This window comes from Pseudomonas sp. No.117, from assembly GCF_054558395.1.
Genome location: NZ_BAAJNP010000004.1, coordinates 425,345 through 450,579, shown reverse-complemented (window position 1 = coordinate 450,579; position 25,235 = coordinate 425,345). Strand labels below are relative to the sequence as shown.

At 67.8% G+C, this 25,235-nt stretch carries 20 protein-coding genes and 2 pseudogenes; 3 read left to right on the top strand and 19 right to left on the bottom strand.

Features of this window, described 5'->3' with window-relative positions:
• From mdcE to ACYJP6_RS11895, 14 genes are all read right to left on the bottom strand, one after another.
• A complete protein-coding gene (gene mdcE, locus ACYJP6_RS11960; RefSeq protein ID WP_459475190.1) occupies positions 1 to 816 on the bottom strand; it encodes a biotin-independent malonate decarboxylase subunit gamma in 816 nt (271 codons plus the stop codon).
• On the bottom strand, positions 813 to 1,679 hold the full coding sequence (locus ACYJP6_RS11955; protein WP_459475189.1) for a biotin-independent malonate decarboxylase subunit beta: 867 nt from the start codon (positions 1,677 to 1,679) through the stop codon (positions 813 to 815). The genes mdcE and ACYJP6_RS11955 overlap by 4 nt, the downstream gene beginning before the upstream one ends.
• Complete coding sequence (locus tag ACYJP6_RS11950; protein ID WP_459475188.1) at positions 1,672 to 1,986, bottom strand: malonate decarboxylase subunit delta; 315 nt, start codon at positions 1,984 to 1,986, stop codon at positions 1,672 to 1,674. The genes ACYJP6_RS11955 and ACYJP6_RS11950 overlap by 8 nt, the downstream gene beginning before the upstream one ends.
• Positions 1,986 to 2,843, bottom strand: coding sequence for a triphosphoribosyl-dephospho-CoA synthase (locus tag ACYJP6_RS11945; RefSeq protein WP_459475187.1), 858 nt, complete (start codon positions 2,841 to 2,843; stop codon positions 1,986 to 1,988). The genes ACYJP6_RS11950 and ACYJP6_RS11945 overlap by 1 nt, the downstream gene beginning before the upstream one ends.
• Entirely contained in the window at positions 2,843 to 4,519 is a 1,677-nt protein-coding gene (gene mdcA / locus ACYJP6_RS11940) for a malonate decarboxylase subunit alpha (protein WP_459475186.1), read from the bottom strand. Before mdcA ends, ACYJP6_RS11945 begins: the two co-directional genes overlap by 1 nt.
• A 129-nt stretch (positions 4,520 to 4,648) precedes the next feature.
• Positions 4,649 to 5,359 carry a YfdX family protein gene (locus tag ACYJP6_RS11935; protein ID WP_459475185.1) on the bottom strand — a complete coding sequence of 237 codons (711 nt, stop codon included), beginning with the start codon at positions 5,357 to 5,359 and terminating at the stop codon, positions 4,649 to 4,651.
• A 204-nt stretch (positions 5,360 to 5,563) separates the two neighbouring features.
• Positions 5,564 to 6,922, bottom strand: coding sequence for a glucarate dehydratase (gene gudD / locus ACYJP6_RS11930; protein WP_459475184.1), 1,359 nt, complete (start codon positions 6,920 to 6,922; stop codon positions 5,564 to 5,566).
• 18 nt (positions 6,923 to 6,940) lie between these two features.
• The gene (locus tag ACYJP6_RS11925; RefSeq protein ID WP_027602164.1) at positions 6,941 to 8,296 is read right to left on the bottom strand and encodes an MFS transporter; all 1,356 of its coding nucleotides are present in this window, start codon (positions 8,294 to 8,296) and stop codon (positions 6,941 to 6,943) included.
• A gap of 148 nt (positions 8,297 to 8,444) precedes the next feature.
• A complete protein-coding gene (locus tag ACYJP6_RS11920; protein ID WP_459475182.1) occupies positions 8,445 to 9,479 on the bottom strand; it encodes a LacI family DNA-binding transcriptional regulator in 1,035 nt (344 codons plus the stop codon).
• 79 nt (positions 9,480 to 9,558) lie between these two features.
• Complete coding sequence (locus tag ACYJP6_RS11915) at positions 9,559 to 10,473, bottom strand: hydroxymethylglutaryl-CoA lyase (RefSeq protein WP_459475181.1); 915 nt, start codon at positions 10,471 to 10,473, stop codon at positions 9,559 to 9,561.
• Positions 10,470 to 12,404, bottom strand: coding sequence for an acetyl/propionyl/methylcrotonyl-CoA carboxylase subunit alpha (locus tag ACYJP6_RS11910; protein ID WP_459475179.1), 1,935 nt, complete (start codon positions 12,402 to 12,404; stop codon positions 10,470 to 10,472). The genes ACYJP6_RS11915 and ACYJP6_RS11910 overlap by 4 nt, the downstream gene beginning before the upstream one ends.
• The gene (locus ACYJP6_RS11905) at positions 12,401 to 13,201 is read right to left on the bottom strand and encodes an enoyl-CoA hydratase-related protein (protein WP_278894495.1); all 801 of its coding nucleotides are present in this window, start codon (positions 13,199 to 13,201) and stop codon (positions 12,401 to 12,403) included. The genes ACYJP6_RS11910 and ACYJP6_RS11905 overlap by 4 nt, the downstream gene beginning before the upstream one ends.
• Before the next feature lie 3 nt (positions 13,202 to 13,204).
• Entirely contained in the window at positions 13,205 to 14,812 is a 1,608-nt protein-coding gene (locus tag ACYJP6_RS11900) for a carboxyl transferase domain-containing protein (protein ID WP_459475178.1), read from the bottom strand.
• Between the two features lie 10 nt (positions 14,813 to 14,822).
• Positions 14,823 to 15,986, bottom strand: a complete 1,164-nt coding sequence (locus ACYJP6_RS11895) for an isovaleryl-CoA dehydrogenase (RefSeq protein ID WP_459475177.1) — start codon at positions 15,984 to 15,986, stop codon at positions 14,823 to 14,825.
• Between the two features lie 367 nt (positions 15,987 to 16,353).
• On the opposite strand from ACYJP6_RS11895, the gene ACYJP6_RS11890 reads away from it, so the two are divergent.
• From ACYJP6_RS11890 to ACYJP6_RS11880, 3 genes and pseudogenes are all read left to right on the top strand, one after another.
• Positions 16,354 to 17,277, top strand: a complete 924-nt coding sequence (locus ACYJP6_RS11890) for a LysR family transcriptional regulator (protein ID WP_459475176.1) — start codon at positions 16,354 to 16,356, stop codon at positions 17,275 to 17,277.
• Between the two features lie 169 nt (positions 17,278 to 17,446).
• Positions 17,447 to 18,640 (top strand): annotated as a pseudogene (locus tag ACYJP6_RS11885) (methyl-accepting chemotaxis protein); the annotation flags it as partial.
• Between the two features lie 339 nt (positions 18,641 to 18,979).
• Positions 18,980 to 19,498, top strand: a pseudogene (locus tag ACYJP6_RS11880) (methyl-accepting chemotaxis protein); the annotation flags it as partial.
• Between the two features lie 450 nt (positions 19,499 to 19,948).
• On the opposite strand, the gene ACYJP6_RS11875 reads toward ACYJP6_RS11880, so the two are convergent.
• The 5 genes from ACYJP6_RS11875 to ribBA form a co-directional block, all read right to left on the bottom strand.
• Positions 19,949 to 21,091 carry an ABC transporter ATP-binding protein gene (locus ACYJP6_RS11875; protein ID WP_459475175.1) on the bottom strand — a complete coding sequence of 381 codons (1,143 nt, stop codon included), beginning with the start codon at positions 21,089 to 21,091 and terminating at the stop codon, positions 19,949 to 19,951.
• A 16-nt stretch (positions 21,092 to 21,107) separates the two neighbouring features.
• Complete coding sequence (locus ACYJP6_RS11870) at positions 21,108 to 21,917, bottom strand: ABC transporter permease (protein ID WP_459475174.1); 810 nt, start codon at positions 21,915 to 21,917, stop codon at positions 21,108 to 21,110.
• Positions 21,918 to 21,920: 3 nt separating this feature from the next.
• Positions 21,921 to 22,847: an ABC transporter permease gene (locus ACYJP6_RS11865; protein ID WP_459475173.1), complete on the bottom strand. Its 927-nt coding sequence runs from the start codon at positions 22,845 to 22,847 to the stop codon at positions 21,921 to 21,923.
• Position 22,848: 1 nt separating this feature from the next.
• Entirely contained in the window at positions 22,849 to 23,871 is a 1,023-nt protein-coding gene (locus tag ACYJP6_RS11860; RefSeq protein WP_241809949.1) for an ABC transporter substrate-binding protein, read from the bottom strand.
• Between the two features lie 191 nt (positions 23,872 to 24,062).
• On the bottom strand, positions 24,063 to 25,172 hold the full coding sequence (gene ribBA, locus ACYJP6_RS11855) for a bifunctional 3,4-dihydroxy-2-butanone-4-phosphate synthase/GTP cyclohydrolase II (RefSeq protein ID WP_459475172.1): 1,110 nt from the start codon (positions 25,170 to 25,172) through the stop codon (positions 24,063 to 24,065).
• Between the last annotated feature and the right edge of the window lie 63 nt (positions 25,173 to 25,235).

Below are 25,235 nucleotides of genomic sequence, written 5' to 3'. Positions count from 1 at the left end.
TCACGCGCTCCAACCCGCCCGCAGGCGTTCGCGTACTTCACGAGAGGCCGCGCGATTGGCGCCATCCAGCCGCAGCCTGAGATCGGTGGCTCCGCTGGCCAGGACATCCGCCTGGGCGTCGGCCAGGGCCTGGCGCACCTGCTGCGCATCTTCGGCCGAGGGCTGGTCGGGCTGGGCCACTTCCAGCTGGCGCCAGAGCAGGCCCAGGGAGGCATAGCTGTCCAGGTCATAGGCCATGGGTGGAATATCGGCCGCCAGGCGTTCCAGCTCCTCGACGCTTCGCAGGGTGACCCGCGCCGCCGAGGCCTTGCCCATGGCATGCACCTCCACCTGGGGATCGCGCAGGGCCAGCAGGCGATTGGCCTGGTAGCCATGGGCGAGAAAGCCGCCGGACATGGCCTTGCCCACCAGCAGCGCCAGCACCGGGTGCCCGGCCAGACGCGCCTCGGCATAGGCTCCGGCGGCCCCGGCCAGGGCCTGGTGGATGCCATAGGCTTCCTCGCGGCGCCCATAGGCCTGGCTGGGCACGTCCACCAAGGCGACCAGGGTGCGTTTCATCTCAGCGCCACCATCCTCGGCGATGGCCTGCTGGATGGCCCGGGCCAGACCCCAGCCCTCCAGCAGGCCCACCTCACCCTGGCGGGCGCGGGGAAAGGGGTTCTCGGCATCCGCTACCACCGCCAGCCAGCGCGCGGGACGTCCGGCCAGTTCGAGGTCGGCGACGTGCAGGGAGGCGGGCAGGCCGCTGACGGCCTCGCCCTGACCGGCCAAGGCCTGGAACCAGGTCAGGCCGCGTTGCGAAGGCTGGGTGCTCATGGCTGATCTCCGGCATAGAGGTGACGGACCGCGGCGGCGTCCGCCTGGGGTTCGGTATCGAGATCGGCAAGGCGTGCCAGATAACGGTCGGCCTGCTGGCTCCGCAGCGACGTGGTGACGCCAGCGGCCAAAGCCTGGCGGATGGCGTTGGCCACGGTGGTGCTGTCGTCGGCGACGAAGACATCTGCCAGGCCCGTGGCGACCCGCTGTTCGCCGCCGGTCAGGCTCCAGATGAAGGGACGGTCGCGGGAGTCGTATTCCTCGATCCCGGCTTCCTGCTCGATCACCTGAGGCCCATTGAGGCCCAGGCGGGCCTCGCGGGTGACGATCAGCTGACTGCACAGCCCCGCGGCGATGGACATGCCGCCAAAGCAGCCGACGCTGCCAGCGATGACGCCGATGACCGGCTGATGCGCACGCAAGGCGACGATGGCCGCCTGGATCTCGGCGATGGCGGCCAGGCCCAGGTTGGCTTCCTGCAGGCGCACGCCGCCGGTTTCCAGCAGCAACACGGCGCGGGTCGGGGTGCCGGCGAGGTTGTCTTCCAGCGCCAATTCCAGCGCCCCGGCGATCTTGGCACCGCCCACTTCGCCCATGCTGCCGCCCTGGAAGGCGCCTTCGATGGCGCAGACCACCGCGGGCTCGCCGTCGATCAGCCCCTTGGCCACCACCACGCCGTCATCGGCCTGGCAGACGATGCCCTGCCTGGGCAGCCAGGGCGACATCAGCCGCTCGAAGGGCCCGACCAGCTCGCGAAAGCTACCGGCATCGAGCACCGTCCGGGCCCGCTCACGGGCGCCGAGTTCGACGAAGCTGCGGCTGTGCAGCAATTCCTGCACATCGGGAAGGGTGGCTTCAGACATGGGCGCTTTCCTCCAGGTCGAGGGTTTCCAGCCCCTGCTCCAGGCGCAGGCGGACCACGCCGGGGGTGGCGCCGAAGTCGTGGATGTCCAGGGTCAAGGCCGGCAGGTCATCGCGGGCGGCGAACAGCCGGTCGAAGAGGGCGCGCCAGCGCGGTTCGCTGCCATTGACCGAGGTGGTCACCCTGAGGGTGAAGTCGGCGTTGGCGGGTTCGAGCAGGACCTCCAGGTCCCCCGAACCGACGCAGCCCACCAGGGCACGGCCCTGGCGGCGCTGGCTGGCCGGATAGCGGCAGGTGAAGTGTTCCATCAGAGGTCTCCAGGGAGCCGTGGCTCCAGGCGATCAACGAGAAGGGTGGCGGCCAAGAGATCGGCCGCCCCACCGGGCGATGCATTGGCGGCCAGCAACTCCCGATCCAGGACCAGCAGCTGGCGGCGCCCGGCCAGGCTGGCGCTGCCACCGGCGTCCAGTATCGCCTGGGCACCCTGGTGCATGGCGCTGAGGGCGGCGGGGCCGGCGCGGTGCAGCACGCAGGTGTCGTCCAGCCGGGTCATGATCGCCAGCAGGGCATCCAGGCGGGCGTTCTGCTCGCCGGCACCCGCCTGGCGGCTGGCGCGCAGTTTTGGCAGGCCGCGCTGGTGGATGGCGGGAAAGCCGGCGGCCGCCTCGGCCCGGGCGCCGCCGACGCCATAGCGCTGGGCAACGCGCTGGCCATGGCTGGGCAGAGTGCTGGGAGCATCAGGATCCGGGAGGCTAGCCAGGCGACCTGCCGCAAGGCACAAGGCCTCAGCAGAGCCAGGACGCCCGTGCACGGCCGCCGTCACCAGCAGCCCCAGCGCCCAGATGGCGCCGCGATGGGTGTTGACGCCACCGGTCACGCTCAGCATCGCGGCTTCGCCATCGCGACCCAGGCGGCCGATCAGGCGGCGCAGGTCGGCCATGGGCAGCCCTAGTTCAGCGGCTTCGGCCATGGCCCGGAAGCAGGGTCGCAGGGCCTGGGCGGAGGTCAGCATCAGGCCAAGGCTGAGGTCCTGGTGGGCACCCTGGCCGCGGCGATCCACCAGGGCCGGCTTGGGCGAAAGTTCGGCTTCGTCGACCAGGGCCGTCACGGCCAGGTCGGCCAGGCGTTCGGCGGGAGACGGGGCAAGACGGGCAAGGGCGCGCATTACCAGCTCCTGAACTTGGCCGGAGGTTGATAGAGGCCGCCGGACCATTCCACCAGTTCGCCGACGCTCTTGGCGGCGAGCAATTCGCGACTGGCGTCGGTGCGGCGGATGCCGAGGTCCTCGGGCAGTGCGACCAGGCCTTCCTGGCGCAGCCGCCGGGCCTCGGCCGGATCGCTGCGCAAGCCGATGGCGGTGACCCCGGCCACGGCGGCGATCATCGCCCGGCGCTCTTCCAGGGAGCGGGCGCGGTAGAGATAGGCGATGCCTTCCTCGGTGAGCAGGTGGGTGACGTCGTCGCCATAGACCATGATGGGCGCCAGCGGCATGCCGCTCTTGCGCGCCACCTCCACGGCATCCAGGGTGTCGACGAAGGTGGGCTTGCCGCCTTCCTGGAAGGTCTCGACCATCTGCACCACCAGCTTCTTGCCACGCTCCAGCAGCGCCGGGGCGGTGTCGCCCGTCTGCTGGCGCATGTCCAGCCAGGCCGGGGTGGGATGGCGGCGACCGCGCGGGTCATGGCCCATGTTGGGCGCGCCGCCAAAGCCGGCCAGGCGCCCGCGGGTCACGGTGGAGGAATGGCCATCGCCGTCCACCTGCAGGGTGGCGCCGATGAAGAGGTCGACGGCGTACTGACCAGCCAGCTGGCACAGCAGGCGGTTGGATCTCAGCGAGCCGTCGCGACCGGTAAAGAAAACGTCCGGACGCTGGGCGATGTAGCCCTCCATGCCCAGCTCGGTGCCGAAGCAGTGCACGCTCTCCACCCAGCCGCTCTCGATGGCGGGGATCAGGGTGGGATGGGGATTGAGCGTCCAGTGCCGGCAGATCTTGCCCCTGAGGCCCAGGCGCTCACCGTAGGTGGGCAGGATCAGCTCGATGGCCGCGGTGTTGAAGCCGATGCCATGGTTGAGCGACTGCACCTGGTGGCGTTCGTAGATGCCGCGGATGGCCATCATCGCCATCAGCACGTGCACCGGTTTGATATGGCGCGGATCGCGGGTGAACAGCGGCTCGATATAGAAGGGCCGGTCGGCCACCACCACGAAATCAACCCAGTCCGCCGGGATGTCCACGCGGGGCAACTCGCTGGCGTCGTCCACCAGTTGGTTGACCTGGACGATGACGATGCCGTCGCTGAAGGCCGCCGGCTCGATCAGCGCCGGGCTGTCCTCGGTGCTGGGCCCGGTGTACACGTTGCCGGCGCGATCGGCCATGAAACCGGCGCTGAGCACCACCTTGGGGATGAGGTCCACCAGCAGCCGGGCATAGAGTTCGATGTAGGTGTGGATGGCGCCCACTTCCAGCAGCCCGTCTTCCAGCAGCTGGCTGATCCTCAGGCTCTGGGTGCCGGCAAAGGAGAAGTCCAGCTTGCGGGCGATGCCGCGTTCGAAGAGATCCAGGTGCTCGGCGCGACCGACGCTGGGCATGATCATGTGCAGGTCGTGCAGCCGGGCCGGATCGACCTGGGCGAGACTGCGGGAGAGGAAGTCGGCCTGCTTCTGGTTGTTGCCTTCCAGCACCACCCGGTCGCCGGGGGCGAGCAGCTGTTCCAGGGCCGCGACAATGGATGCGGTGGGCAGCACCTTGCCGTCGGCCAGCGCGGCCACCCGGTCCAGACGCTGCTGCTTGTCGCTGCGGCGCCTGGCGATCCGAGCCGGTGGGTGGGATGTCGTTGTCATTGGAGTCTCCACGAATCACCTGTCGTGGAGTCACCCTAGACCTCGCCTTCCTGGCGTTCAATCAACCTGAGGGCGGAATCGTTACGCTGAAGTTAACGATTCCGTTGATCTCAGGTGCCTGCGACCGGCTCAGGTCTTGTCGACCGGGGTGAAGATCGAGGTGGTCCTGGAGAACCAGCCGGTGGGGGTCACGTCGACGTTGGCGTTGTCGTATTTCAGGCTGTTCTGCACCTGCTTGAGCGTCAGGTTGGCCTGCCAGTATTGCTCGTGGCCCAGCTCCTGATTGGCCCGGTGCACCAGGTCCAGGGTTTCCTGGGCCGGCAGCACGGCGGTGGAGTAGTCGACGTCGACGCCGGCCACCTTGAGGATCTCGCCGGCGGCCTTGGTATCGCCCTGCTGGATCTTCTCGTTGGCCTGGGCCACGGCCTGGTTCTTGGCCGGGGTGGCGACATAGTCGTCACGCAGCGCCATGCCGCTCCAGATCGGCAGCCAGGACGTGGCCTTGGCGTCCTGCGCGGAGACCTGAATGAGTTTGCCGTCCTGACCGCGCATGTCCCTGGCCGACTTGAGGTAGGCGGTCTTGTCGGTCTGGGCGGTCTGCAGCGCGCTTTCGGCGGCGGCCAGTTGCTGCTTGGCCTGTTCGACATGGGCCTCGAAGAGGTCCTGGCGGGCGGCCACCACGTCCATGAAGGCCTGCTGGCCCTGCTGGGAGATCGCCGGCAGGGTGGCGACCTGCTGGGTAGCGATGTCGGGTCGGGTGTCGGCAAGGGCAGCGGTGGAAAACACCGAGGCGATGGTCAGGACGAGGAGGCTCTTGGCAATACGAGGCTTGAGGTTCATGTGCTTCTCCCGGATACGAAAGTAACTGGAACCGCGTGGGTATCGGGCAGGGTTGCGCGATACCTTGGGGTCAGTGTCCATCCGGTGAGCTTAACGAACGCTTAGCAGGCTATCGGTAGGTGTAATTCCAGGTGTCGGACGCTGGAACGGAAACAGCGCCCCCCCGGAGAGTCCGGAGCGGGCGCTGTTGGCGGGCCGAAGGGCCTAGCGCACCAGGCAGGGCTTCTTGTTATCGAAGGTCCAGTTGGGCGAGAGGAATTGCATGGCCATGGCGTCGTCGCGCGCTCCGAGGCCCTTGGCCTTGTACAGCTCGTGGGCGCGGGCCAGGGCGTCCATGTCCAGCTCCACGCCCAGGCCACCCTGCTGCGGCACCGCCACCAGGCCGCCCTTGATCTCCAGCGGTTGCCGGGTCAGGCGCTGGCCGTCCTGCCAGATCCAGTGGGTGTCGATGGCAGTGATCTTGCCCGGCGCCGCGGCGGCGACGTGGGTGAACATGGCCAGGGAGATGTCGAAGTGGTTGTTCGAGTGCGAACCCCAGGTCAGGCCCCAGTCGTTGCACATCTGCGCCACCCGCACCGAGCCCTGCATGGTCCAGAAGTGCGGATCGGCCAGGGGGATGTCCACCGATTGCAGCTGGATGGCGTGACCCATCTGGCGCCAGTCGGTGGCGATCATGTTGGTGGCGGTGGGCAGGCCGGTGGCGCGGCGGAATTCGGCCATCACCTCGCGTCCGGAGTAGCCGTTTTCGGCGCCACAGGGATCCTCGGCATAGGCCAGGACGTGGTGCTGGTCGCGGCACAGGCGGATGGCTTCCTTGAGCGACCAGGCTCCGTTGGGGTCCAGGGTCACGCGTGCCTCGGGGAAGCGCTCGGCCAGGGCGGTGACCGCCTCGATCTCGGCGTCGCCGCTGAGTACGCCGCCCTTGAGCTTGAAGTCCTTGAAGCCGTAACGGTCATAGGCCGCCTCGGCCAGGCGCACCACGGTCTCGGGGGTCAAAGCCTCTTCGTTGCGCACGCGGAACCAGGCGTCGTCGCTCTCGGCTTCGCTGCGGTAGTCCAGGGTGGTCTTGTTGCGGTCGCCGACATAGAACAGATAGCCGAGCATCTCCACTGCGTCGCGCTGCTGACCTTCGCCGAGCAGGGCCGCCACCGGCACCTCCAGATGCTGGCCGAGCAGGTCGAGCAGGGCGGCTTCCAGGGCGGTGACGGCGTGGATGGTGATGCGCAGGTCGAAGGTCTGCAGACCACGGCCGCTGGCATCGCGACCGGCGAAGGCCTGGCGGACCTGGCCGAGGATGCGCTGGTACTGCCCCAGCGGCTGGCCGATGAGGAATTGGCGGGCGTCTTCCAGCGTCTGGCGGATGCTCTCGCCGCCGGGCACCTCGCCAACGCCGGTGCGGCCGGCGCTGTCCTTGAGGATCAGCACGTTGCGGGTGAAGTAGGGGCCATGGGCGCCGCTCAGGTTGAGCAGCATGCTGTCCTGGCCGGCGACGGGCACGACTTCCAGCGAGGTGACCACCGGGGTGCCGGTGTGCAGGGCGGGGGGGGCGTTGAATTGGGTCATGGTCGGGCTCCTTGGCGATCAGCGAGAGGTTTCAGCGGCGAGCGGGGCTTCGGCAGGCGGCGTGGGCACGCCGCGCAACTCGACGCGCTTGATCTCGCCGACGACGAACAGGTAACTGATGGCGGCCACCAGGGCATTGGCACCGACGAACACCAGAGCCATCTTGAAGGAACCGGTGGCGGCGATGATGTAGCCGATGATGATCGGGGTGGTGATGGAAGACAGGTTGCCGATGGTGTTGAACAGGCCACCGGAGAGGCCGGCGATCTGCTTGGGCGAGGTATCGGAGACCACCGCCCAGCCCAGGGCGCCGATGCCCTTGCCGAAGAAGGCCATGGCCATGAAGCCCACCACCATCCAATCGGCGTCGACGTAGTTGCAGAGGATCATGCTCATCGATAGCAGCATGCCGGCGACGATGGGGGTCTTGCGCGCCACGCTCAGGCTGCTGCCGCGACGCAGCAGCCAGTCGGAGATCACCCCGCCCAGCACGCCGCCGATGAAGCCGCAGATGGCCGGCAGGGAGGCGATGATGCCGGCCTTGAGGATGGTCATGCCGCGTTCCTGCACCAGGTACACGGGGAACCAGGTCAGGAAGAAGTAGGTGAGGGCGTTGATGCAGAACTGGCCCAGGTAGATGCCGGCCATCATGCGATTGGTCAGCAGCTGGCCGATGTAGCTCCACTTCGGACCTTCGCTCTTCTTGCCGGGGGTGTCCAGGTCGACCAGGCCGCCATTGCTGGCGATGTACTCGACCTCGGCGCTGTTGGCGCGGGGATGTTCGCGGGGGCTGTAGATCACCGCCATCCAGACCGCCGAGAAGGCGATGCCCAGGGCGCCCATCACCACGAAGACGTGCTGCCAGCCGAAGTGGTAGACGATCCAGCCCATCAGCGGCGCGAACAGCACGGTGGCGAAGTATTGCGCCGAGTTGAAGATCGCCGAGGCGGTACCGCGCTCCTTGGTGGGGAACCAGGCGGCGACGATGCGGGCGTTGCCGGGGAAGGAGGGCGCTTCGGCCAGGCCGACCATGAATCTCAGGGCGAACAGCAGGAACACCGCGGTGCCGATGCCGAATTCACCGATGTAGCCTTGCAGCATGGTGAATACCGACCAGGTGAAGATGCTCGCCGCATAGACCTTCTTCGAACCGAAGCGATCGAGCAGCCAGCCGCCGGGGATCTGGCCGAGCACATAGGCCCAGCCGAAGGCGGAGAAGATGTAGCCGAGGGAGACGGCACTGATGCCGAGGTCTTTTTGCAGGGCGGAGCCGGCGATGGAGATGGTGGCGCGGTCGGCATAGTTGATCGTGGTCACCACGAATAGCATGAACAGGATCAGATAGCGGACGCGCGTCTGCTTGGTTTCGTGCATGGAGAGCTCCCACTGGTTTGTTTTTGTGTGCGGGCTGGCATCGTGTAGCGGGCTTAGGTTGTAAGTCGTCTGACAACGATAGCGTTATCATTAAACAGATAACGCTATCATTCAACCGTTAAATCTGTGGCCGGGCGCAAAAAAGTGGCTAGGAACTCTGGCGCTCGATCAGGGCGAAACCGGTGTCGAGGCTTACCGCAGTTTGATCGCCCGCGAGGCGGTCGAGCAGCGCCTGGGCGACGCGCTGGCCCATGGCATCGGCATTGACGCTGACCGTGGACAGCGCCGGGGTGGCGAAGCGGCCGTTGGTGGTGTCGCCGAAGCCGACCACCGCCAGCTGTTCGGGGATGCGCAGGCCGCGGCTGCTGGCTTCGGCGACCACGCCCAGGGCCAGGGTGTCGGAGCTGCACAGCACCAGTTCCGGTGGCTCGGGGCGTTCCAGCAGGCGCGCCAGGCCGTTGCGGCCGACTTCCCAAGTGGCCGGCAGCGGCAGCACCTCCATGGGCAATTCGGGGATGCCCAGTTCGACCAGGCGGGCCTGCAGGGCCAGGTTGCGGCGCATGGCGCGGGGGTCGTCCACCGAGATCACCCCGAAGCGGCGATAGCCGCGGGCGACGAAGTGCTCCGCCAGGGCCACGCCGACCTGCTCGTGGGAAAAGCCCACCTGCATGTCCAAGGCCTCGGCGCTCAGGTCCCAGGCTTCCACCACCGGAATGTTCAGCGCCGCCAGCCGCGCGCGACTCGCCGGGGTGTGCAGGGTGCCGGTGAGGACGATGCCATCGGGGCGGCGGCCAAGGATGGCTTCCAGCAGTTCCTCTTCCTTTTCCGGTGAATAGCCGGTGGGACCGATCAGCGCCTGGTAGCCCGCCGCGGTGAGGCGATCCATGATCGCCTGCACCACGGTGGCATAGATGGAATTGGCGATGGTGGGCAAGAGGATGGCCACCAGCCGGCTCTTGCTGGAGGCCAGGCTGCCCGCCAGCAGATTGGGCACGTAGCCCAGTTCCTTGACCACGGCCAGGACATGCTCGCGGGTGGCGGCGCTCACCAGGTTCGGGCGGTGCAGTGCCCGGGACACGGTAATGGGCGACACCCCGGCGGCGAGGGCGACCTCGCGCACGGTGAGGGGCAGCTCGGTGGTGCCATCGAGCTGGGCGAGTTCGCGTCGGGACTTCCTGGCCAAAGCGGGTCCTTGGATGAAAGAGGCCGCCATTATGAGAGCAAGCCCCGGCGGTTGCCATGGGCGCCCGCCGGAGCCCCGGCTAGTTGACCGCTCGCGTTGCCCGCGCGCTGCCGACCCGCGATTGATTGGGGCGACCGAGCAGGGCGGAAACGTTCTGTCCGACCTCGACCAGTCTCTTCAGGTCGACGCCGGACGCTATGCCCAGGCCATCCAGCAGATAGACCAGGTCCTCGCTGGCGACATTGCCGCTGGCGCCCTGGGCATAGGGACAGCCGCCGAGCCCGGCGACGGAGCTGTCGAACACCGCGACGCCTTCGAGCAGGCTGGCGTAGACGTTGGCCAGGGCCTGGCCATAGGTGTCGTGGAAATGCCCGGCCAGTTGGCTGAGGGGCACCTCCCGGCCCAGCCGCTGCCAGAGCGCCCGGGTCCGACCCGGGGTGCCGACGCCGATGGTATCGCCGAGCGAGACCTCGGCGCAGCCCAGCTCCAGCAGTTCGCGGGTCACGCTCGCCACCTGGTCGGTTGCGACCTCGCCATCGTAGGGGCAGCCCAGCACGCAGGACACATAGCCGCGCACCCGGATGCCCGCCGCCCGCGCGCCCTCGACCACGGGCACGAAGCGCGCCAGGCTCTCCGCGATGGAGCAATTGATGTTGCGCTGGGAGAAGCCCTCCGAGGCGGCGGCGAACACGGCGATTTCGTCCACCCCCGCCGCCAGGGCGGCTTCGAAACCTTTCAGGTTGGGCACCAGTACCGAACGCACCACGCCCTCGGGCCGGCCGAGTCCTGCCAGCACCTCGGCGGTCCCGGCCATCTGCGGCACCCAGAGTGGCGAGACGAAGCTGCCCACCTCCAGATGATGCATGCCACTGGCGATCAGCGCCGTGCACAGCTGGATGCGCTCGGCGATGCCCAGCGCCTGGGGCTCGTTCTGCAGGCCATCGCGGGGTCCGACCTCGACCAGCCGCACCCGGGACGGCAGGGCATCGCTCATGGTGCCACCTCCTCCAGTTCCACCAGCGGGGCGCCCTCGGCCACCAGCTCGGCCGGGCTACAGAACAGCGCCGCCACCACGCCGGCACGGGGCGCGCGGATGCTGTGCTCCATCTTCATCGCCTCCAGTACCACCAGCGGGGCCCCGGCTTCTACGATGTCGCCCACGGCCACCGGAACCGCTACCACGCTGGCGTTCATCGGCGCGGTGAGGCCACCGGCATCCGCCTGGCGCGCGACCTCGGCCAGCGGATCGGCCCAGGTGACGGCTTCGAAACGGTCCTGCCATTCGACAAACAGCGTCGGCCCTCGGCGATGGAGGCGGGCGCTGTGGCGAACGCCGTCCACCTGCCAGTGGAGCCGATCACCGCTCAATGCGACGGCCAGCGGGTCGACCAGGCTCAGGCTGCGCACCTCGCCACGACAGGCCAGGCGCAGCGCGATGCGCGGTGGTCCGCCCAGGCGCCAGCCCTGGCGGGACGCCCAGGGTGACGTGGGATCGGCAGCGGCGGGCAGCGTCGCCAGCCAGGCCTGGCCCGTCAGGGTCCAGAAGGCCTCCGGCAGTTCTGCGGGTGCGGGCAGCAAGGCCGCCTGATGCCGCTCGATGAAACCGGTGTCCAACTCCGCCGCGGCAAAGGCCGGATGGGCGAGCAGGCGCTGCAGGAAGGCGAGGTTGGTGGCGAAGCCGCCCACCGCGGTGTCTTCGAGCATGGCCAGCAACCGCTTGCGCGCCTGTTCGCGGCTGTCGCCCCAGGCGATCAGCTTGGCCAGCATGGGATCGTAGAAGGGCGACACCTCGTCACCTTCCTCCACGCCGCTATCCACTCGCCGCCCGGGACCGGCCGCGGGCTCGCGATAGAGCTGCAGGGTGCCAGAGGCCGGCAGGAAGCCCTGGTCGGTGTCCTCGGCATAGAGGCGCACCTCGATGGCGTGGCCGTGCAGCGGCACCTGGGCCTGGGTGAGGGGCAGGGCTTCGCCCGCGGCCACGCGCAGTTGCCAGGCCACCAGGTCCAGGCCGGTGATGGCCTCGGTGACCGGGTGCTCCACCTGCAGCCGCGTATTCATCTCCATGAAGAAAAAGTCGCCACGGGCGTCGAGCAGGAATTCCACGGTGCCGGCGCCGACATAGCCGATGGCCTGGGCCGCCTGCACCGCCGCCTCGCCCATGGCCCGGCGCAGGTCGGGCGTGAGACCCGGCGCGGGCGCCTCCTCGATCACCTTCTGGTGGCGGCGCTGGATGGAGCAGTCGCGTTCGTTGAGATAGAGGCAATGGCCGTGCGCATCGGCGAACACCTGGATCTCCACATGGCGCGGTAGCAGCACGTATTTCTCCACCAGCATCCGTGCATCGCCAAAGGCCGAGAGCGCCTCGCGCTGGGCCGAGGCAAGGCCTTCGGCCAGGTCGGCTTCGCGCTCGACGATCTTCATGCCCTTGCCGCCGCCGCCGGCGGTGGCCTTGAGCAGGACCGGATAGCCGATGCGCGCCGCGGCGTTACGAAAGGTGGCCAGGGACTGGTCCTCGCCGTGATAGCCCGGCACCAGGGGCACCCCGGCATCGGTCATCAGCGCCTTGGCCGCGGACTTGCTGCCCATGGCGCGGATCGCCGCGGCGGGAGGACCGACGAAGACCAGCCCTGCCGCGGCCACCGCCTCGGCGAAGGCGGCATTCTCGGACAGGAAGCCGTAGCCCGGATGGATCGCCTGGGCGCCGGCGGCCAGGGCCGCGGCGATGATGCGCTCGCCCAGCAGATAGCTGTCGGCCGGCTTGGTCCCGCCCAGGTCCACTGCCTGATCGGCCTGGCGCACATGGCGGGCGTCGACATCGATGGCGCTGTGCACGGCGACGGTACCCAGGCCGAGGGCCTTGGCCGTACGCATCACCCGGCAGGCGATCTCGCCGCGGTTGGCGACGAGCAGACGGTCGAAGGTCATGGCGAGGTCTCCTGCCAGGCGGGACGACGTTTCTCCAGGAAGGCCTGCAGGCCTTCCTGGGCTTCGGGGGTGACGCGTACCTCGGCGATCAGGCCCTCAGTGAAGGAGCGCACCTCGTCGGGGGGTGCGCCCGCGCCAGCGCCGTCCAGCAACCGCTTGCAGGCGCGCAATGCCTGGGGCCCGTTGTCCAGCAGCCGGGCGATCCAGGCCTCGACCAGGGTGTCCAGGTTGGCAGCCGGCGCAGTCTCGGCCACCAGGCCCAGTTCGGCGGCGCGTTCGCCGGAAAAGCGCTCCGCGCCGAGCATGTAGCGTCGCGCCATGCGCTCGCCCAGGGCGCGAGTCACGAAGGGCGCGATGACCGCCGGCACCAGGCCGATGCGCACCTCCGACAGGCAGAAGGTGGCGTCTCCCGCGGCCAGGGCCAGGTCGCAGCAGCTGACCAGGCCCACCGCGCCGCCAAAGGCCGCGCCCTGGACCACCGCCAGAGTCGGCATCGGCAAGGCCTGCAGGCGATACATCACCTCGGCCAGGCGCTCGGTGTCGGCGCGGTTGGCGGCGGCGTCCAGGCGGGCCGAGGCCTGCATCCAGGCGAGGTCGGCGCCGGCGCAGAAGTGCCGCCCGCGGCCACGCAGGAGCAGAAAGCGCAGCTCGCCATCGGTGGCGATTTGGGCGAGCACGATCCCCAGCTCCGCGATCAGCTGCGCATCCAGGGCATTGTGGCGATCCGGGCGGTCGAGCCAGAGGGTGGCGAAGCCGCGTGGATCACGGATCAGTTCCAGGGTGTGGAAGTCAGTCATGGCCTACATCCGGAAGACGCCGAAGGTCGTCGGCTCGAGAGGGGCGTTGAGACTGGCCGACAGGGCCAGGGCGAGGACCTCGCGGGTCTGGGCCGGGTCGATCACCCCGTCGTCCCACAGCCGCGCGCTGGAATAGTGGGCATGGGCCTGGCGCTCGTACTGCTCGACGATGGGGGCCTTGATCCGCGCCGCTTCCTCATCGTCGAAGGCCTCGCCGGCGCGTTCGGCCTGCTCGCGCTTGACCTGCACCAGCACCCCGGTCGCCTGCTCAGCACCCATCACGCCGATGCGCGCGTTGGGCCACATCCACAGGAAGCGTGGATCGTAGGCGCGACCGCACATGCCGTAGTTGCCGGCGCCAAAGCTGCCGCCGATGATCACGGTGAACTTGGGTACCTGGGCGCAGGCCACCGCGGTGACCAGCTTGGCGCCGTGCTTGGCGATGCCGCCTTCCTCGTATTTCTTGCCGACCATGAAGCCGGTGATGTTCTGCAGGAACAGCAGCGGGATGCGGCGCTGGCAGGCCAGTTCGATGAAGTGCGCGCCTTTCTGCGCCGATTCGGCGAAGAGGATGCCGTTGTTGCCGAGGATGGCCACCGGATGGCCGTGCAAGTGGGCGAAGCCGCAGACCAGGGTGGTGCCGAATTGCGCCTTGAATTCATCGAAGACGCTGCCGTCCACCAGCCGCGCGATCACCTCGCGCACCTCCAGCGGCTGCTTGGGATCGGCCGGCACCAGACCGTGCAGTTCCTCGGCCGGGTAGAGGGGCGGGATAGGCGTCTTCAGTTGCAAGTCGCCCAGCTTGCGCCAGTTGAGGTTGGCGATGCAGCGCCGGGCCAGCGTCAGGGCATGGGCGTCGTCTTCGGCGTAGTGGTCGGCCACGCCGGAGGTCCGGCAATGGACATCGGCGCCGCCCAGCTCCTCGGCGCTGACCACCTCGCCGGTGGCGGCCTTCACCAGCGGCGGGCCGGCGAGAAAGATGGTGGCCTGCTGGCGCACCATGATGGTCTCGTCGCTCATGGCCGGCACATAGGCGCCACCGGCGGTGCAGGAACCCATCACCACGGCGATCTGCGGGATGCCCTGGGCGCTCATGGTCGCCTGGTTGAAGAAGATTCGCCCGAAGTGCTCGCGGTCGGGGAAGACGTCCTCCTGGCGCGGCAGGTTGGCGCCGCCGGAATCCACCAGATAGAGGCAGGGCAGCCGATTCTGCAGGGCGATGGCCTGGGCGCGCAGGTGCTTCTTCACCGTGAGCGGATAGTAGGAGCCGCCCTTCACCGTGGCGTCGTTGGCGATGATCATGCACTCGACGCCCTCGATGCGGCCGATGCCGGCCACCACCCCGGCGGCCGGTACCTCTTCCTCGTAGACGTCGAGGGCGGCCAGGGCGCCGATTTCCAGGAAGGGCGAGCCCGGGTCCAGCAACAGATCGATGCGCGCGCGAGGGAGCAGCTTGCCGCGCGCGGTATGGCGCGCCTGGGCCCTGGCCCCGCCGCCTTCGCGGATGCGCGCCAGCAGCCCGTCGAGCCGGGCCAGTTGTTCGGCCATGGCGGCGGCGTTGCGCTGGTAGTCGGCAGCGCGGCGGTTCAGCGTGGAGGTCAGCACGGTCATGAAGGCGTCCTCACCGGGTTTCGTTGAACAGCTCGCGGCCGATCAGCATGCGGCGGATCTCGCTGGTGCCGGCGCCGATCTCGTAGAGCTTGGCGTCACGCAGCAGGCGGCCGGTGGGGTACTCGTTGATGTAGCCGTTGCCGCCGAGGATCTGGATGGCTTCCAGGGCCATCTGGGTGGCCTTCTCGGCGGTGTAGAGGATCACCCCGGCGGCGTCCTTGCGGGTGGTCTCGCCGCGGTCGCAGGCCTGGGCCACCGCATAGAGATAGGCGCGGCTGGCGTTGAGCCCGGTGTAGAGATCGGCCAGCTTGCCCTGGATCAGCTGAAATTCGCCGATGCTCTGGCCGAATTGCCGGCGGTCATGCACATAGGGCAGCACCACGTCCAGGCAGGCCTGCATGATGCCCACCGGGCCGCCGGCGAGCACCACCCGCTCGTAGTCCAGGCCGCTCATCAGCACCTTGACCCCGCCATTGACCTGGCCCAGCACGTTGTCCTCCGGCACCTCCACGTCGTCGAAGAACAGCTCGCAGGTGTTGGAGCCGCGCATGCCCAGCTTGTCGAACTTGCTGCCGCGGCTGAAGCCCTTCCAGTCACGCTCGACGATGAAGGCGGTGATGCCATGGGCTGCCTTTTCCGGTTCGGTCTTGGCGTAGATGACATAGGTGTGGGCATCGGGCCCGTTGGTGATCCAGGTCTTGCTGCCATTGAGCACATAGCGATCGCCGCGGCGTTCGGCGCGCAACTTCATGGAGACCACGTCCGAGCCGGCATTGGGTTCGCTCATGGCCAGGGCGCCGACGTGCTCGCCGCTGACCAGTCCGGGCAGGTAGCGGGCCTTCTGCGCGGCGCTGCCATTGCGATGGATCTGGTTGACGCAGAGATTGGAATGGGCGCCGTAGGACAGGGCCACTGAAGCCGAGCCGCGGCTGATCTCTTCCATGGCCACCGCATGGGCCAGGTAGCCAAGTCCTGCGCCGCCGTATTCCTCGCCTACGGTGATGCCAAGCAGCCCCAGGTCACCGAAGGTGCGCCAGAGATCCATGGGGAAGCTGTTGCTGGCATCGATCTCGCCTGCGCGGGGCGCCACCTCGCGGGCGACTAGGGTGCGCACCTGATCGCGCAGCAGGTCGAGGGTCTCGCCCAGGGCGAAGTTGAGACTCGGATAGCTCATGGGGTCACCTGTTGTTGGGATTGTCGGGTGCGAGCGGTCAGCCGATCAGGCGTGCGCAGGGCGGCCGCCAGGCACGGTGCGGAGCGGAAAGGGACAGGGCGGGGCTTTGTCATCGGCCAGGCGCGGGCGTGGCCTGAAAGCGATAGCCGCAAGGACGTCGGGCAGGGCCGCCGACGGCTGGGCAAGGGTGCGCTCGACGCGCGGGTGCGGAACGCGGGCGCCAGGGCGCTCATGGTCCGTCCTCCTGTTCATTGTTCTTGTCGTGGCGACCGCGAGAGGAAGGCGGCGCGCCTGTGCCTCTGAGTCTAGGAGGAGAAATGCGCTATCGTGAAACGATAAAAATAGAATCCAGGTATTGGAAAATCAGATGGCACTGCTCAAGGACATCTCGATGCGGCAACTGCGCTATTTCGTCGCCGCCGCCGAGAGCAGCCAGTTCTCCCTGGCCGCCAGCGCGGTCAACGTCAGCCAGTCGGCGGTCACCACGGCGGTCAGCCAGCTGGAGGCGATGCTCGCCGTGCAGCTGTTCGAGCGCCTGCCCCACGGCGTCAAGCTCACCGCCGAGGGCCACCAGTTCTATCACCATGCCCGGCACATCCTCGACACCTTGCAGGACGCCGTCAGCCAGCCGCTGTTCCAGAGTCATGCCCTGACCGGCCAGGCCCGCGTCGGCGCCTCCTATGCGGTGCTCGGCTACTACCTGCCGACCCTGCTGGCGCGCTTCAAGCGCAGCTATCCGCAGATCGACATCGACCTGCGCGACATGGACCGACCCAGTATCGAAGCCGGCATCACCGACGGCACCCTGGAGCTGGGTCTCACCGTCATCTCCAACGTCGACGCCACCCAGCCCTTCGAGCGTCATCTGCTGATGCGCTCGCCGCGTCAGCTCTGGCTGCCCAGCGCTCATCCGCTGCTGGCGCCGGAGCGCGTCACCCTGGCCGACATCGCCCCCTATCCCTACATCCTCGCCACGGTGGACGAAGGCGAGACCTCGACCCTGCGCTACTGGCGCGCGGCGGGCCTGGAACCCAACGTGGTGTTCAAGACCTCGTCCATGGAATCCCTGCGCGGCCTGGTCGCCCACAGCTTCGGCGTGACCATCCTCTCCGACATGCTCTATCGCGGCTGGTCGCTGGAAGGCCGCAAGCTGGAAGCCCGCCCCGTGGCCGATGCCATCCCGCCCATGGAGCTGGGCCTGATCTGGAGTCCCGAGGAGCGCCTGGGCCCTGGGGCCCAGGCGTTTCGGCAATTCCTCCGCTCCGCGAGCGGCGAGGCGCGCGACCGCTAGGGTGGTGTTGCAGACCCTGTCTGCACGTTGTTGGCGGCGGTCTTCGGCCCTTGGCGGCGCTGCCACTCTTCGCCATGGCCCTGCGCGGACGCGTCCTGACGCCTTGCTCACGCGAACGTCTGCAACGCCCCAGCGGGAATGCCGTGATAGAGCGCCGCGGGCGAATCGGATGAACGAGGCGCGGCAAGGGACGAAGGATGGGAGCAGAGTTGTCTTCTGGTATACCATCAGGTGTCAGTTGAACACTGTTCGATGGCTGTCCAAGAAGCCTCGCTTCGATACGGAGATGCTTATGCGTACCTGGTTCAAGGATCTGAAGACGACTCACAAGCTGGCGTTGGGCTTTGGCAGTGTCCTGCTACTGACCCTGGCCATCGCGGCGACCGGCTGGAACACCATTGGCATGCTGGGGCGCAGCAGCGATCGGCTGGTGGCCATTGGTGAACTCACCGAAGCCGCCAAAGACCTGCGTATCACCCGCTTGGACTACTCCTATCAAGTGAGCGACGCCGCCGCCAAGGAGCTGGCCACGCGCCTCAAGACCCTCGGTGAGCGGCAGGGTGAACTGCAGCGGCTGGGGCTCGATCCGACCACTGAGCGATTGCTTGGGCAGCAAAGCGAACTGACCGGCAAGTACGGCCAGACCCTGACTGCCCTGGTGGCGGCCTACGAGCGCCAGGGGCAGGCGGCGGGGTTGCTCGGCACCCGGGCCGACCAGGCCCTGCAGGCGGTGAGCGAGATCGAGAAGAACCTGGCCAGCAGCGATGCGCCGGAGTTCTATCCGGGCCAGCGCCTCGGGCAATTCCGCGCCATCGGGGTGCTGGATCGGCGTCTGCGCGATGTGAGGTACAGCCTGCAACGTTACTTGCTTACCGGCGACGCCGACCAGCAAGCCAAGGCCGATGCCGACATGGCGGCCACACTGGCTGAACTGAAGCGCCGCCTGGTCAGCGCATCAGCCCGCGACAAGCCCAGCCTGGATCTGGCCGAACAGGCCCTGGTGCATTACCAGCAGTCCATCGGCGACTTCCAGCAGGCGCGGCACCAGGCCGAGCAGGCTGCCGAGACCCTGCGCGGCCTGGAAGACCAGATTCTCCTCAAGGGTCGCGAACTGGCGACCCAGACGGTCGCTCAGCGCGACATGGATAGTCGGCAGGCCTACCGTTGGCTCGCCGTGATCACTGCCCTGGCGCTGCTGGCCGGGCTGCTCGCCGGCTGGCTCATCACCCACCTGTTGATGCAGCCGCTCCGGGCTTCGCTGCTGCAGGCACGCCGCATCGCCGGTGGCGACCTGTCGTCGGTGCCCGCGGTGACGCGACGCGATGAACTGGGTCAGCTGCAAGCCAGCATGGGCGAGATGACCGCCGGGTTACGCGGCCTGGTTGGCCAGGTCCAGGAGGGCACGGCGCAGCTGCAGGGTGCAGCTCAGGGCCTCACCGCCAGTGCCGAGCGGACCCGTGAAGGGGTGGAACGGCAAGGCCAGGAAACGCGGCAGGTGGCCACCGCCATCGTGCAGTTGACCGCGAGCGCCCAGGAAGTCGCCAGCCATGCCGAAATGGCGTCGCAGACCTCGCAGCAGGTCGAGCGGGCCGCAGGGGATGGCGATGCCCGGGTGCGCCAGGCGATCGCCGCGGTGGACGCGCTCGCCCGGGAGATGCTGCAGGCCGCCACGGCGATGGATGCGCTGCTGCGCGAGAGCGAACGCATCGGTGCGGTCACCGGGGTGATCAAGGCGGTCGCTGAGCAGACCAACCTGCTGGCGCTGAATGCCGCCATCGAAGCGGCGCGTGCCGGAGAGGCCGGGCGCGGTTTCGCGGTGGTGGCCGACGAGGTGCGCAATCTCGCCCGCAGTACCCAGCAGTCGGTCACCGAGATCGAGCGCAGCGTTGCCGATCTGGGTGACCGTGCCACCCAGGCTGCCGCCTGCATGGGTACCAGTCGCTCGCAGACCGGCCAGGCGGTGACCCTGATCCAACACGCGGGTGAAGCCTTGCAGCTCATCGGCAACCAGGTCACCAACATGCAGGCGATGAATCTGCAGATCGCGGCGGCCGCCGAAGAACAGAGCCGGGTCGCTGGCGAGGTGGGGCGAAGCGTTGCCGTCGTCGAGGCGCTGGCCGAGGCCAGTGTCACCGCCAGCCAGGAAATGTCCACGGCCAGCATGGAGCTGGGACAGCTGGGAGAGGAATTGACGGCTCGGATCAGTCGCTTCCGCCTGTAGGCGGTCACGGGCCTCGTCCGTCCGGCTGGCGGATGAGGTGCGTTCTCCTGGTCAACGCCCCTGATGTCCTGGATGGTAGCCAACACGCGAACACCGGCTCGCGCTAGTACCTGCGCACGCCTGGCTGGGCCGTTCCGCGGCCCAGCTTACAGCCAGACGCGCGGCGTCCCGTGCGGATCAAGCGACTGGTGCGGCGAGCCCAGGCGAGGTCGTCGGCCGAGCGCTTGCCCCGTTCAGGTGTTCTCCTTGGTCTGCCTTTTGCCGAACACCGCTGCGCGCTGCCCGCGAGAACTGGCGCCTGGTAGAGGCAAGGCGTTCGAGGTATGCCGGGGTACGCCTTGCCGGGTCGGCCCTCCGGGGGGGGATTGCGCAGCGGTAAGGGGGGCTCGCGCCCGCTGGGGCCAGGCGGATCTGAGCCCAGGGCAGCGACTGGCGCTGCCCTGGGCTGGCTCAGTGAGCGGCCGCCTTGCTCAGGTCAGCGTCGTTCCATTCGGTGTAGACGCAGGCGTCGCTGGCGGCCCAGCGCAGCCGCACCACCTGACCGGGCTGCAGGCCCTGGGCATGGGCCAGCGACTTGACCATCAGCGGGGCACCCCCTGCGGTCTGCAGCATGCAGCTCTGGCTCTCGCCAAGGAACAGTGCCTCGCCGACCCGTGCCGGGATCTCGTTCCAGCCCGCCGGCATGGGCAGGGTCGCCGCCTGTTCGGTGGTCAGCAGTTGCAGCTTTTCCGGTCGCAGCATCAGCAGCAACGCCTGCTCCGGTCTGACGCCGGCGGTCGGGCGCATCGCCAGCTCCTGGCCTTCGAAGGTGCAATGGGCCTGGGCCCGGGCGGTGACCTTGAGAAAGTTAGAGTTGCCGAGAAAGGCCGCGACGAAGGCATTCGGCGGATTCTGGTAGAGGTCGTAGCCACTGCCCAGGCCGACGACGCGGCCATGGCTGAAGATGGCGATGCGCTGCGACAGCCGCAGCGCCTCTTCCTGGTCGTGGGTCACGTAGACGATGGTGATCCCCAGCCGGCGGTGCAACTGGCGCAGTTCGTCCTGCAGGTCTTCGCGCAGCTTCTTGTCCAGGGCGCCGAGGGGCTCGTCCATCAGCAGGATGCGCGGTTCATAGACCAGCGCCCGGGCGATGGCCACCCGCTGCTGCTGGCCGCCGGAGAGCTGCGCCGGCCGCCGATGGGCGAAGGCGTCGAGCTGCACCAGGCGCAGCATGGCGTCGACCTTCTTGTTGCGCTCCGCCGCGCCGACCTTGCGGATGTCCAGGGGGAAACCGATGTTGTCGCGCACCGACAGGTGCGGAAACAGCGAATAACGCTGGAACACCATGCCGATGTCGCGCTGGTGCGGCGGTACCCGCAGCAGCGAGCGGCCGGCGACGCTGATGGCCCCCGAGCTGGGGGTCTCGAAGCCCGCCAGCATCGACAGGGTGGTGGACTTGCCCGAGCCGCTGGAGCCCAGGAAGGTGAGGAATTCGCCCTCCTGGATGTCCAGCGAAAGATCGTCCACGGCGGTGAAATCGCCATAATGCTTGTTGAGGTTCTGCAGGCGGACCAGGGGGGCCGCGGCGGCGGTGTTCTGAAGGACGACGCTCATGGCAGGGCTCCGGGTATCAGCGGGATTGGGGTTGGCGGCGGCGCAGCAGGGCAGCGGCGAGCATCACCAGCAGGGAAAGACCGATCAGCACGGTGGAGGCCACGGCGATCACCGGAGTCAGGTCTTGGCGCAGGGTGGACCACATCTTCACCGGCAGCGTCTGCAGGTTGGGACTGGCCATCATCACGCTCAGCACCACCTCGTCCCAGGACACCAGGAAGGCGAACAGCGCCCCGGCGAACACGCCCGGCCAGATGCCCGGCAGGGTCACCCGGTAGATGGCCTGCAGGCGCGAGGCACCGCAGATCACCGCGGCATCCTCGATGGACTGATCGAACAGCTTGAGCGAGTTGATGACGGCGATCAGGGTGAAGGGCAGGGCGACGATCACATGGCTGACCACGAAGGCCAGCAGGGTGCCGGTGTAGCCCAGGCGCAGGAACAGCGCGTAGATGGCCACGGCGATCACCACCAGCGGCACGATCATCGGCAGGGTGAAGATCGCATAGAGCGTCTTGCGTCCGGGAAACCGGCCGCGCACCAGGGCGAAGGCGCAGGGCAGCGCCAGGGCCACCGAGACCAGAGTGGTCAGCAGCGCCACCTTGAGGCTGGCCAGGGCGGCCTGCATCCATTCCGGGTTGGCGAAGAATTGCTGGTACCACTTCAGCGTCCAGCCCGGCGGCGGGAAGACCAGCCACTGGGAGGAGCCGAACGACAGCAGCACGATGAAGATGATGGGCAGCAGCAGGACCGCGGCGATGGCGCCGGTGATCAGCAGCAGGCCGCCGCGCAGGCGCCAGCCGATGGCGTTGGGAGTCAGCAGCATGGGTCACCTCGCGTTCTGGGGGTCGACCGGGGATTCCGGTTGCAGCCTGAGATAGAGGGCGAACAGCACCAGGGCGATGACGATGAGCAAGGCCGCGGCGGCGCTGGCCAGTCCCCAGTTCAGGAAGGACTGCACCTGCTGGATGATGAAGTCCGGCAGCATCATGTTCTGCGCCCCGCCCAGCAGCGCCGGGGTGACGTAGTAGCCGAGCGACATGACGAACACCATCAGCGCCCCCGAGCCCAGGCCGGACCGGCACATCGGCAGGAACACCTTGCGGAAGTTGGTCCAGGGACTGGCGCCGCAGATGGCGCCGGCCTGCAGCACCATAGGGTCCATGGCCTGCAGGGTCGCCTGCAATGGCAGCACGATGAAGGGGATCATGATGTAGGTCATGCCGATCACCACCCCGGTCAGGTTGTTCACCAGCGCCAGGGGTTCGTCGATCAGTCCCATCGCCATGAGCAGCTTGTTGATCACCCCCGAGCCCTGCAGCAGCACCAGCCAGGCATAGGTGCGGGCGAGCAGGCTGGTCCACATCGACAGCAGCACGATGTTGAACAGCAATCGCCCCCAGCCACGCGGCATCAGGGTGATAGTCCAGGCCAGCGGAAAGCCGATCAGCACGCTGAACAGGGTCACCAGGCCGGCGACGCCAAAGGTGTTGAGCAGCACCTGGGCGTAGGCGCCGTTGGCGAACAGGGTCTGGTAGTTGCCGAGGCCCGGCGTGGGTTCGAGAAAGCCGCGCAGCAGCAGGCCGATCAGCGGGATCAGGAAGAACAGGCCAAGGAACAGCAGGGCAGGGAAGAGATGACTCGCCCCCTTCCAGCGTACGGCCCTCTCACCCCGGTTGCGCGCCGGATCGCTCACCCGGCGCTTGGGGGCCGTGGCGGTGCCGAGTACCGCCCGGCTGGAGCTCGAGGCGGACATGTCATTTCACCAGCCATTCGTTCCAGCGACTGGCGATCTCGCTACCGTGCTGGGCCCAGTAGGCGAAGTCCAGGGTCACCTGCTCGCTGGCATAGGCCGTGGGCAGGTTCTTGGCCAGGTCGGGCGTCAGCTTGGCGACGCTGTCGACGTTGACCGGGGCGTAGGCGGTGAGGTTGGCGAAGTCCGCCTGGCCCTTGGCGCCACTCGCCTCGGCGAGAAACTTCATGGCCGCGTCCTTGTTCTTGGCGCCCTTGGGCACCACCAGCATGTCGGCCATGACCAGATTCTGCTTCCAGCTCACGCCGACCGGTGCGCCGTCCTGCTGCAGGGCATAGACCCGGCCGTTCCAGAACTGGCCCAGGGTCGCTTCACCGGAGGCGAGCAACTGCTGGGACTGGGCGCCACCGCCCCACCAGACGATGTCCTTCTTGATGGTGTCGAGCTTCTTGAAGGCCCGATCCAGGTCCAGCGGATAGAGCTTGTCCTTGGGTACGCCATCGGCCAGCAACGCGAGTTCGAGCACGCCGGGGCTCGGCCACTTGTAGAGGGCGCGCTTGCCGGGGTAGGTGGCGGTATCGAACAGCGCCGACCAGTCCTGGGGCTGCTTGCTGCCCAGCTTGCCCTGGTTGTAGCCGAGCACGAAGGAGAAGAAGAAGGAGCCCACGGCATGGTCGTTGACGAAGCGCGGATCAATCTTGCTGCGGTCGATGGTCTTGAAATCCAGGGGTTCGAGCAGCCCTTGCTGGGCGGCGCGCAGGGCGAAGTCCGCCTCCACGTCGACCACGTCCCACTGGACGTTGCCGCTCTGCACCATGGCCTGCAGCTTGCCGTAGTCGGTGGGGCCGTCCTGCACCACCTGGATGCCGGTCTGCTGGGTGAAGGGCTCGGCCCAGGCTTTCTTCTGGGCGTCCTGGGTAGTCCCGCCCCAGCTGGTGAAGTTGAGGCTTTCCGCCTGGGCTTGAGCGCCCAGGGTGGCGAGCAGGCCAGCGACGACCACGGATACGACTTTGCGCTTCAGCAACATCTTGATGCCCTCTCTGTTATTGGATCGACGCGGCCAGGAGACCTTGTCAGTTCTAAGAGCAGTGCGGCCAGGGGCCAGAAAAAGGAGGCCTTGGTCTTGTTCTGTCGGGCCCGTCTGATCCGGGCCTAGGCGTAATTTGATATTATGGTATTCCAAACCTTTTGCAAGCCTTCCCGCATGACGATTTGCCATCATCCGTGGAAGGGGACGGTCTCGACGATCTCCAGTTCGTAGCCGGTCAGGCCGGCATAGCGCAGCGGCAGACCGAGGTGGCGAATGCGGCCGACCCCCAGGTCCTGCAGGATCTGGGCCCCGGTCCCCACTTCGGCGTAGATGCGCGACTGGGAGCGCTCGAACAGGCGCTTGGGCTGGGTCAGCGAGGGCACCCGGGCGAGCAGCGCCTGGGAGGATTCGTGGTTGGCCAGCACCACCACGATGCCATGGCCTTCCTCGGCGACGCGTTGCAGGGCGGCCCACAGGGTCCAGCTCGGCGGACCGCTGTATTCGGCGCCGACTAGGTCGCGCAGCGGGTCCAGGGCATGGACGCGGACTAGGGTAGGGGTCTCGCGATCGAGCTCGCCCATCACCATGGCCAGGTGGACGCCACCCTCGATGCGGTCTTCGTAGGTCAGCAGGCGGAAGGTGCCGTGCACCGTGGGCAGTTCGCTCTCGCCGATGCGGACCACGGTATGCTCGGTGCGCAGTCGGTAATGGATGAGATCGGCGATGGTGCCCAGCTTGATACCATGGTGTTTGCCGAAGCGCTCCAGGTCCGGCCGGCGAGCCATGCTGCCGTCGTCGTTCATCACCTCGACGATCACTGCGGACGGATCGCGACCCGCCAGCCGAGCCAGATCGCAACCGGCCTCGGTATGACCGGCACGGGTCAGCACGCCACCGTCGCGGGCACGCAGGGGAAAGATGTGGCCGGGCTGCACCAGGTCGCGCGGGGTGGCGCCGGGCGCCACGGCAGCGGCGATGGTGCGGGCCCGATCGGCGGCCGAGATACCGGTGGAAATCCCGCTGGCCGCCTCGATGGAGACCGTGAAAGCCGTGCCGTGTACGGTGCCGTTGTCGCTGACCATCTGCATCAGGTTGAGCTGGCGACAGCGCTCTTCGGTAAGGGTCAGGCAGATCAGGCCGCGACCTTCCCGGGCCATGAAGCTGATGGCCTCGGGCGTGCAGGCGTCCGCGGCGATGAGGATGTCGCCTTCGTTCTCGCGGTCCTCGTCATCCACCAGGATGACCATCTTGCCGGCCCGGAAATCCTCGATGAGCGCTTCGATAGGGTGGATGGCCACGACGTCCTCACAAGGCTTCTAGAAGGTTATGTATTCTGGTATACCATTAGACAACACCCAAAG

Coding starts and splice junctions, on each gene's coding strand:
- mdcE (WP_459475190.1), bottom strand. CDS start 816: ATGAGCACCCAGCCTTCGCAACGCGGCCTGACCTGGTTCCAGGCCTTG.
- ACYJP6_RS11955 (WP_459475189.1), bottom strand. CDS start 1,679: ATGTCTGAAGCCACCCTTCCCGATGTGCAGGAATTGCTGCACAGCCGC.
- ACYJP6_RS11950 (WP_459475188.1), bottom strand. CDS start 1,986: ATGGAACACTTCACCTGCCGCTATCCGGCCAGCCAGCGCCGCCAGGGC.
- ACYJP6_RS11945 (WP_459475187.1), bottom strand. CDS start 2,843: ATGCGCGCCCTTGCCCGTCTTGCCCCGTCTCCCGCCGAACGCCTGGCC.
- mdcA (WP_459475186.1), bottom strand. CDS start 4,519: ATGACAACGACATCCCACCCACCGGCTCGGATCGCCAGGCGCCGCAGC.
- ACYJP6_RS11935 (WP_459475185.1), bottom strand. CDS start 5,359: ATGAACCTCAAGCCTCGTATTGCCAAGAGCCTCCTCGTCCTGACCATC.
- gudD (WP_459475184.1), bottom strand. CDS start 6,922: ATGACCCAATTCAACGCCCCCCCCGCCCTGCACACCGGCACCCCGGTG.
- ACYJP6_RS11925 (WP_027602164.1), bottom strand. CDS start 8,296: ATGCACGAAACCAAGCAGACGCGCGTCCGCTATCTGATCCTGTTCATG.
- ACYJP6_RS11915 (WP_459475181.1), bottom strand. CDS start 10,473: ATGAGCGATGCCCTGCCGTCCCGGGTGCGGCTGGTCGAGGTCGGACCC.
- ACYJP6_RS11910 (WP_459475179.1), bottom strand. CDS start 12,404: ATGACCTTCGACCGTCTGCTCGTCGCCAACCGCGGCGAGATCGCCTGC.
- ACYJP6_RS11905 (WP_278894495.1), bottom strand. CDS start 13,201: ATGACTGACTTCCACACCCTGGAACTGATCCGTGATCCACGCGGCTTC.
- ACYJP6_RS11900 (WP_459475178.1), bottom strand. CDS start 14,812: ATGACCGTGCTGACCTCCACGCTGAACCGCCGCGCTGCCGACTACCAG.
- ACYJP6_RS11895 (WP_459475177.1), bottom strand. CDS start 15,986: ATGAGCTATCCGAGTCTCAACTTCGCCCTGGGCGAGACCCTCGACCTG.
- ACYJP6_RS11890 (WP_459475176.1), top strand. CDS start 16,354: ATGGCACTGCTCAAGGACATCTCGATGCGGCAACTGCGCTATTTCGTC.
- ACYJP6_RS11875 (WP_459475175.1), bottom strand. CDS start 21,091: ATGAGCGTCGTCCTTCAGAACACCGCCGCCGCGGCCCCCCTGGTCCGC.
- ACYJP6_RS11870 (WP_459475174.1), bottom strand. CDS start 21,917: ATGCTGCTGACTCCCAACGCCATCGGCTGGCGCCTGCGCGGCGGCCTG.
- ACYJP6_RS11865 (WP_459475173.1), bottom strand. CDS start 22,847: ATGTCCGCCTCGAGCTCCAGCCGGGCGGTACTCGGCACCGCCACGGCC.
- ACYJP6_RS11860 (WP_241809949.1), bottom strand. CDS start 23,871: ATGTTGCTGAAGCGCAAAGTCGTATCCGTGGTCGTCGCTGGCCTGCTC.